Source organism: Pseudomonas sp. FW305-28, from assembly GCF_017351395.1.
GTDB lineage: Bacteria > Pseudomonadota > Gammaproteobacteria > Pseudomonadales > Pseudomonadaceae > Aquipseudomonas > Aquipseudomonas fluorescens_AA.
Map to the genome: position 1 here is coordinate 1 of NZ_JACNDD010000218.1, position 7,694 is coordinate 7,694.

Here is a 7,694-nt window from a genome sequence, read left to right on the forward strand (position 1 = left end):
GTGGCTGGTGTATCGCTATCGCGAGCAAGCTCGCTCCCACAGGTTTTCTCGGTGCCAGGTCTATTGGTGTCAGGAAACTCACCTGCTTGGCTGACACACCGCCGGCCGCTCTTGTGGGGAGGGCGCTTGCTCCCGCTGGGCTGCGCAGCGGCCCCCTGGAATTGGCCTGCGCGGTGGGTCTGGCGGATTGTGGTCAGCCTGGTTGGGGCTGCTTCGCAGCCCAGCGGGAGCAAGCTCCCTCGCCACGGGGTTGTGGTGGCTGGGCGTCTGCGGCATTAGACCACCGACGACAACACAAACGACGTCACGGTGTTCTCCACCCCCGGCAGCGCGGAGATTTCTTTCCACACTTTATGCACCCGCTCCGGGTTCGCCGCGCCCACCCGCAGCATCAAGTCAAACTCGCCACTCATCACATCGCACTGCAGCACTTCCGGCATGGCCTGCAACGCTTGCAACACCTCGGCGCCGCGCATGCGGTCGTAGCGGTAGACGAAGATCACGGCGTTGATGTTCGACGACGCTTGCGCGCCCTCCCCGGTGCGTACCGTGTAGCCCTGGATCGCGCCGTCGCGTTCGAGGCGTTCGATGCGTTGGCGTACGGCGTTGCGCGAGAGGTTGACCTTGGCCGCCAGCTCGGCGTGGGCGGCGCGGGCGTTGAGGCGCAGTTCGGCGATGATGCGTTCATCGAGGGGGTCGAGGATTCGCTTCATGGGGCCTCCGGTTATAGGGCGCCGAGCAGTTGATGGAGGGCACCGAGGTCGTCCGGCTGGATGCGATGAATCTGCGCCGGGCCATGTTCGGAAACTGGACGCTGTTGCGCCGCAATGCTGATCCCCAAGTCGCCGAGCAACTGCGCCGATTTGGCCGGTGAGATCTCGCCCAAAGTCACCATTGGCGCCACCAGGCTGCGGCGGTACAAGCGCGCCGCGAGCACGCCGGTGGCGGTGTGGGGGTCGATGACATAGCCGGTGTCGCGGTACAGCGAGGTGATTTCCTCCAGCGTCTGCTCATCGCTGACCGCATACGAGTCGATGATCATCCGCGCCTGTAGCCAGAACTCGTTGGCGATGGTCATTTCGCCACGGGTTTCGAAGGTGTGCATCAGCGCGCTCACCGCTTGATCATCGTGCCCATAGAGCTCCCAGAGAAACCGTTCCAAGTTGGAAAAGATCGACAAATCCATGGCCGGCGACAGGGTCTTGCTGGCGCGCAATCGCGAGTAGTGGTTCTTCAAAAAGAACTGATGCAGCGCGTCATTCTGGTTGGTGGCGACGATCATCTGCGTGATCGGCAAACCCATCTTCTGCGCGATGTAGCCGGCATAGACCTCGGCAAAACTCGCCGCCGGCACGCTGAAGCCAATGGGCCGCTGACCGCCGCCCAACTGCAGCACCGCGTGGAAATAAAACACCAACTGCGCCATGACGCTGACCCAGTTGCTGGAGTTGAAACTGATCGCCTCGTGCTGTCGGAACAGTTGAGTGACCAAGGTCTGGCATTCATCGAAACTGCCATCGACGGCCACTTGATGAACCCGCGGATGCGCCGTCGCTTGCAGGTCTTGAAGCTGGTCTTGCGGCACGCCGGCTTCGGGATAAATCACCACCACATCGGTCTCGTCGCAGTGCTTGAAGGCCTCGATGGCGGCCAAGCCGGTGTCGCCGTTGGTGACGCCGATCACCACAGCGCGACGCCCGCGTTTGCGCAAAAAGTACTGCACCAGTCGCGCCTGCAATTGCGCGGCAAAGTCCTTCGAGGAACGGGTCGGCCCATGGAACAATTCCAGGACCCACTCGTTGCGATCCACCTGATGCAACGGCGCCAGGGACCGATGGCCGAACTGGCTGCCGGCTTCCTTGAGCACCCGCTTGAAGTCGGCCTCGGGAATCGCTTCGCCCACGAACGGACGCATCACTCGATAGGCCAGTTCGTCGTAGGCCAATGTGGACCAGTTAGCGATGTCCTGGGGTTCGAACTGCGGCAGCTCGACAGGGACGAACAGGCCGCCATCCTCGGCGATGGCCGACAGCACAACTTTTTCGAAATCGACCTGCACGGCGGAATTTCGGGTACTCACATAGCGCATGGCCAACTCCGGATATTCACTTGAAACGGCTCACTTGAAACGATGCGCCTGCTCCACCAGCCAGGTGGAAAACCGCGCCGCGTCCGGGTGTTGCTCGGCCCCGGAACTGCGCACCAGGTAAAACGATTCGCTGGCTTCGATACGCTGGGCGAAGGGTTCGACCAGGCGCCCGTCGTCCAGCAACTCACTGACCATCGACGACCGCGCCAGAGCGATGCCCTGCCCCAGTTCGGCCATGCGTAACGTGCAGACCAGTGTGTCGAATTGCATGCCGGTCGAGGAATCGACGCTGTCGACACCGACCATTTTCAGCCAGTACCCCCAGCCCTCTTCGTAGCCCAGCACGTGCAACAACGAATGCTTCGCCACGTCCGCCGGCACCTTCAGCGTCGTCATCAAGGCTGGTGAACATACCGGGAACAAGGTGTCCCAGGTCAGGCGTTGCGACACCAGGCCGGGCCATTGACCGTGGCCCCAGCGGATTTCCATGTCGTCTTCGCCGTCCAGTTCCTTGACCCAGATGTTGCTGATGTAGCGGATGTCGACGTGGGGATGGGCCTGGCGAAAGTCCACCAGTTTCGGCGCCAGCCAGTGCACGAAAAACGCCAGGCTGCCGCGCACCTTGATCGGCCGGCGCTTGTGCTGGCCAAAGATCTCGTTGGTGCCCACCGCCAGTCGCGTGATCGCGTCCTGCACCACCGGCAGGTACGCCTGGCCTTCCTCGGTCAGTCCCAGCCCCCGGGGCAAGCGCTTGAACAGCGCCACCCCCAGATGGCTTTCCAATTGGCGGATCTGCTGGCTGACCGCGCCCTGGGTCAAAAACAATTCGTCGGCGGCGTGGGTGAAGTTCAGGCAGCGGGCCGACACTTCGAATGCCCGCAGCCAATTCAACGGGGGCAACGTTTTTTGCTTCATGATCTGGACCTCGTTGACCCCCACGCACCGGGCACGTTTGCCCGCCCCGTCGGCGCGGCTTAGAACGCGTCCGACGGTTGTGCCACGAGGGCAACCGACAAGCGTCGCTCGCGGCTTTTGCGGGTAATGTAATACACGAAGTAACACCAGGCGATGAACGGCAAGCCGAAGTACAGCGCCACCCGCTGTTCAGGGTCGAAGGCGATCCCGACACACGCGAGGCTGCAGCACACCAGCGCCCCCAGCGGCACCCACGGATAACCGCGAACGCGGAACTTGAGGTCGCGAATGTCGCCGCCGTTGGCCACATAGTGACGACGGAAAGCGATCTGGCTCGCGGCGATGCTCATCCACACCACCACCACGGCCAGGCCGGAGATCGACACCAGCGCCAGGTAGATGGTGTCGGCGGCAAACACGCTGCTGAGCAACGAGGCGGCGCCGCCGGCCATGCTGACGATGATCGCGTTGAGCGGCGTGCCCATGCGGGTCAGGGCCGAGAATTGCTTGGGCAGGTGGCCCTGGTCGCTGAGGGTCCAGAGCATCCGCGAGGCGGCGTACAACCCGGAGTTGGCCGCCGACAACAGGGCGCTGATGATCACGAAGTTCATGATGTCGGCGGAGTACGGAATGCCGATGTAGGTGAACACCGTGACGAAGGGGCTCTCCACCAGGCCGGCTTGCTCGCGGGGCAGCAGTGTCGCTAGGACAAAAATGGTCCCGACGAAAAACACCGCCAGGCGCAGCACGGTGGTGCGGATGGCGCGCGGCACATTGCGTTGCGGGTCCTTGGTTTCGCCGGCGGCGATGCCGATCAGTTCAGTGCCGGAAAACGCGAAGGACACCGCCAGCAGCGTCATCGCAATAGGCATGAAGCCGGTAGGAAAAAGTCCTTCGCGGGTGAAGTTGCTCAAGCCGATGCTATGGGCCTGGTCGATGTTCAACAGACCGAGAATCGCGCCACCGCCGATCAGCAGGAACACCACCACGGTCAGTACTTTGATCAACGACAACCAGAACTCGGTCTCGGCGAACAAACGCACCGAGACCACGTTGGTGAGGAACACCACGCCGGCGAACAGCGCGCTCCAGATCCACACCGGCGTGTCGGGAAACCATCGCGACATCAGGATACCGGCAGCGGTGAACTCGGAGCCGATGGCCACCGTCCACGTCAGCCAATACAGCCAGGCCACCGTGTAGCCGGTGCCGGGCCCGAGGAAACGCGTGGCGTAGGTGCTGAACGAACCGGTTTCGGGCATCTGCACCGCCAGTTCGCCCAGGCACATCATCACCATGTAGACCATCAGCGCACCGATGATGTAGGCGATCACCGCGCCCATGGGGCCGGCCTGGTTGACGGTGTAGCCGGACGTGAGAAACAGCCCGGTACCAATGACGCCGCCTAGTGCCAACATGACGATATGGCGCGTCTGCATTTCCTGCTTGAAGCCGGTCCGCGTATTAGTTTGTTGTTCTGTTATGGACATGGTTGTTTCTCATGAAATGTCAGGGCGCGCCTCTACCTCTGCGCGAGTAAGACAAGCGCCACTGAGCTTTTATTATTATTCCTATTCATGAACGCCCCGCTGACAGCCTTGTCGCGGAGTATCAACATTCACACTTCAGGTCACTGTCTCGGTGAGGACTTCATTGAGTTGCGGATCAAGTGTTTTTTTGACAAAGGCGAAGGCCTGTTTGAGGTCGTCCAATAAATCGTCCGTGTCTTCGATACCCACCGAAACCCGCACCAGGCCTTCGGAGATACCCAGGGCCTGGCGCTCTTCCAAGGTGTTCTCGACATGGCTGGTGGTGCGGGCCGGACCGTAGATGGTTTCCACCGCGCCCAGGTTGCCCGCGCAATGGGCGAAGCGCAGGCGTGGCAGGAGCAGCTTGACGGTGTCCATGCCACCGGCCAGGACAAAACTGACGATGGCGCCGAAGCCAGACATTTGCGCGCAGGCCACGGCGTGGTTCGGGTGGCTGGGCAGGCCGGGATAATTCACCGACTCCACCAGGGGTTCGGTGCAGAGGAATTCGGCCAAGGCCCGGGCGCTGTGTTGTTGCTGGCGCATGCGCAGCGCCAGGGTCTTCATGCCACGGATGATCAGGTAGGCCGAGAACGGGTCGAGGCTCGCGCCGTTGATTTCCCGGTAATGCCGCACCTGGGTCATCAAGGCTTCGCGGCCGCACACCAGGCCTCCGAGCACGTCGCCATGGCCGCTGAGGAACTTGGTGGCGCTGTGAATCACCACGTCCACCCCCAAGGCCAGCGGGCTCTGGTTCAGTGGCGTAGCAAAGGTGTTATCCGCCACCACCACCGCGCCGACACGCTTGGCCGCCGCCACCAGGCGCGGGATGTCGAGGATCTTCAGGGTTGGGTTGGTGGGAGTTTCCAGGTACAGCACCTGGCAGCCCTTGGCGATTTCACGCTCGATGTCGTCGTGATCGAAGGTCTCGCACAGGGTCACCGCCACGCCGGTACGCGGCAGGAATTCTTCGAAGATCTTGTTGGTGCCGCCGTAGCTGTCCTTGGTCGATACCACACGATCGCCATGGGCCAGGAAGGTGTAGAGCACGCTGCTGATCGCCGCCATGCCGCTGCTGAAGGCCACCGCGGACTCGGCCATTTCCAACTCGCGAATCTTGGCTTCGAGGGTCTCGACGGTGGGGTTGCTCATGCGGCTGTAGATAAAACCGGGGGCCTTGCCCAAGGCGACGTCGTACCAGACGTCGATGTCGTCGTAGCCGTACGCGGCGCTGGCCACGATGGGGGTTTGCGTGGCGTTGTAGGGGTGCCTGACTTGCTCCCCACCCCAGACCGCCCGCGTTCCCGCGCCGGCGTTATCAAGCCCTGTGCTGTCAGGTTTATTGTTCATTGAGGCTACTCACACTGAGGGGGTGGACGTTGAGCCATCCACCGGATCTGAGGGCCAATATAGGGAAAAGCCGCGGGGCCGAGAAACGATGTTATCGGTGCCAAAGGGGTGGTTTTTTTAATGGCTGAGGGCGATTAGCGACCGGCGAATCACCGATGAACCTGTGGGAGCGTCTTTGATCGTTTGATGTGCGGACGGGCGCGAGATGTCATGGCGCATAAAATCGATACAGAGTGCTTCGTAGCCAGCGGGAGCAAATCACGAACCAGCGTTTAAGGACTGCAACCAGCGCTGATGATAATCAGCCTGCTTATTAATATCATTGGTCAAATCTTTATCTTCATAATCAAAAATATTAACCATATCAGTTTTATCTGCCGACTTCCCCCAACGAACTTCGTAGGCCACTACGCCACCAGCCATTTGCGAAGACATTCGCGAGGGATACACATTAATTTTGGCTCCCTTGCATAAAAAACTCACATTCGGAAAATCTTTCCTAACCATCCCCAGACACAAATATAAATCCGCCGCCTCGTAACTTCTTACCAATCCATCCGGCATCGTTACGGTCATAGCCATTATTTTTCGAGCACACTCAAAAACCGCGCTCTTAACGACGCCATCAATTTCAATTGCTACTTCTCTAGAAGTCATATTACCCCTATCAAAATTAGGCACTCAGTAACTTACATAGATTCTATCTTCATTTACTGGTGTTGCCCCTATTGTATCTTTCCTACCCACCCCTCCAAGCAACGCTATTTCCAACTCCTTTCGATATGGCGACATCAAACCCAGTTTTTATTCACCATACCCGACACATTGTTTAACACATATACGCATCCAGACTCATATCCAAAGCCAGCCTCAAATGCTACTCCCTATGTCCTCGAGGGGGTTTGTACTTATATAAATCCGAGGCGGATCCCGATTATCTTTAGCATGCAAAAACAGATCGGTACTCCATCCTACAAAAAGGCCTTGCCAAGCAAGACTTTCTTATTCTCTAAGAAGGAATTGCCATATCATGCTTATAGCTATGCCAAGCGAGACTCAACCCACTCCTTAAAAAAAACCTCCTGCTCATTCGGATCGCTTACCAAGTTACAATCATCATATTCAAATATATAGACAATGTCATCGAGCGTTGGAGCAACCCCCATACTCAACTCATATGCTTTTAGCCCAAGCGACATCTGTGCCGACATGCCGGATGGATGAACATTTTTCTTAGCACCTTTACAAAAAAAAATGACATCTGAATTGTCTCGCCGAAGACTCGCAAAGCACTTATAAAAATTACTACCTACATAAGTTCTGTCGACACCATCTGCCGCACAGAAAGTGATTGCAATTTTGCTAGAATCACATACGAGACAGGCAGTTTCTTTTTTCCCTCCTCTTAATACATGTACCTCAACCTTAGAAATCATTTTCTTATCCTCCTATTAGGATTAGGTATGGAATAACCAAACTCCTTCCCATTATCAAGTATCAAGGTTGCACCAAGCACATCTTCATTACTTATGCGACCTGGGATCGCAATCTCTTTTTCTGCTCCGAACAAGTATGCAGCTCCCAACTCCTTTTCCAGGTCATGCCCTGGAATTTTTTGCAACGTGTACAAATACCCTATTCTTGTGTAGTCACCGGTAGCAAACTTCTTCCCTACCTCCCTTGAATAAGAGGTACTAATATAATAGCTAGGAGGCCAATCACTATCCATAGAGTGTAAAAACAGATTCTTGCTTTTACCTTTACTTTTAAAACCACTTTCAAAAACATCTTCTGGATTTCGCTCATCACCG

Annotated in this window: 7 protein-coding genes and 1 pseudogene; all 8 read right to left on the bottom strand. The window is 57.8% G+C overall.

The window, feature by feature from the left end:
- Positions 1–275: 275 nt before the first annotated feature.
- Positions 276–713: an Lrp/AsnC family transcriptional regulator gene (locus J4E53_RS28825; protein WP_053125728.1), complete on the bottom strand. Its 438-nt coding sequence runs from the start codon at positions 711–713 to the stop codon at positions 276–278.
- 11 nt (positions 714–724) lie between these two features.
- Positions 725–2,089, bottom strand: a complete 1,365-nt coding sequence (thrC, locus tag J4E53_RS28830) for a threonine synthase (protein ID WP_103311157.1) — start codon at positions 2,087–2,089, stop codon at positions 725–727.
- A 30-nt stretch (positions 2,090–2,119) separates the two neighbouring features.
- Positions 2,120–3,004, bottom strand: a complete 885-nt coding sequence (locus tag J4E53_RS28835) for a LysR substrate-binding domain-containing protein (protein ID WP_103311159.1) — start codon at positions 3,002–3,004, stop codon at positions 2,120–2,122.
- A 59-nt stretch (positions 3,005–3,063) separates the two neighbouring features.
- Positions 3,064–4,494, bottom strand: a complete 1,431-nt coding sequence (locus J4E53_RS28840; RefSeq protein WP_060740446.1) for an amino acid permease — start codon at positions 4,492–4,494, stop codon at positions 3,064–3,066.
- Positions 4,495–4,629: 135 nt separating this feature from the next.
- Positions 4,630–5,883 carry a cystathionine gamma-synthase family protein gene (locus J4E53_RS28845; RefSeq protein WP_103311161.1) on the bottom strand — a complete coding sequence of 418 codons (1,254 nt, stop codon included), beginning with the start codon at positions 5,881–5,883 and terminating at the stop codon, positions 4,630–4,632.
- A 258-nt stretch (positions 5,884–6,141) separates the two neighbouring features.
- Positions 6,142–6,540 carry a hypothetical protein gene (locus J4E53_RS28850; RefSeq protein WP_103311163.1) on the bottom strand — a complete coding sequence of 133 codons (399 nt, stop codon included), beginning with the start codon at positions 6,538–6,540 and terminating at the stop codon, positions 6,142–6,144.
- A 383-nt stretch (positions 6,541–6,923) separates the two neighbouring features.
- On the bottom strand, positions 6,924–7,319 hold the full coding sequence (locus J4E53_RS28855; RefSeq protein ID WP_103311165.1) for a hypothetical protein: 396 nt from the start codon (positions 7,317–7,319) through the stop codon (positions 6,924–6,926).
- A pseudogene (locus J4E53_RS28860) lies at positions 7,316–7,694 on the bottom strand (hypothetical protein); the annotation flags it as partial. The gene J4E53_RS28855 and the pseudogene J4E53_RS28860, both read right to left, overlap by 4 nt.